General features: G+C 61.1%; 1 protein-coding gene. It reads right to left on the minus strand.

The genetic code is table 11. The features are described from left to right. Window positions 1-111: 111 nt before the first annotated feature. On the minus strand, window positions 112-615 hold a 504-nt coding region (locus F6X42_RS43025; protein WP_187639785.1), incomplete at its 5' end, for a sensor histidine kinase.

Genomic DNA, 615 nt, shown 5'->3' on the forward strand with positions numbered 1-615 from the left:
GCGCTTTAGCACTCGGGTGATGTCCGCAGCAAGCGTCTTTCGCGGTGTTTGGGTCTTCTTCATCGGCCAGCCAAAGCATATTTGTCAGGCTCGAATACTACCTCTCCCGTCTTAACGCGACAAAACCATCGACAGTCCCATCCCCAAACCGGTCGGCTTCGTTGTATAGAACGGGGCGAAAACGTCTTCGGCGCTGTCCGCGGTAAAGCCCGGCCCCGAATCGCGCACCGCCACGAGCAAATAGCCCGAGTCGGCTTCCGCTGTGCTGACGAGCATTTCTCGCACGCCATCGCTGACGCTGCTCATGGCCTCGATCGCGTTGATGACCAGGTTGAGCAGGACTTGTTGCAGTTCGACACGGTCTCCCTCGATCAACGGCAAGCCGTCTGCGAGTTGCGTCTGTACCGAGGCGTCGCTCTTCTTTGCTGCGCCACGGGTTAGCTCGAGCACCTCTCGAATCGCCTTGTTGATGTCCACCCTGTCCTTCCGGGGTGGTGCCTTCTTGATCAGTGCACGGATCCGGCTGATCACGTCCCCCGCCCGACTGCCGTCGTCGACGATCCGGCGGAGCCCCTGCCGGACCTTCTCCACGTCAGGCGGCTGGGCGCTCAGCCA

The organism is Paraburkholderia podalyriae (assembly GCF_014397785.1).
GTDB lineage: Bacteria > Pseudomonadota > Gammaproteobacteria > Burkholderiales > Burkholderiaceae > Paraburkholderia > Paraburkholderia podalyriae.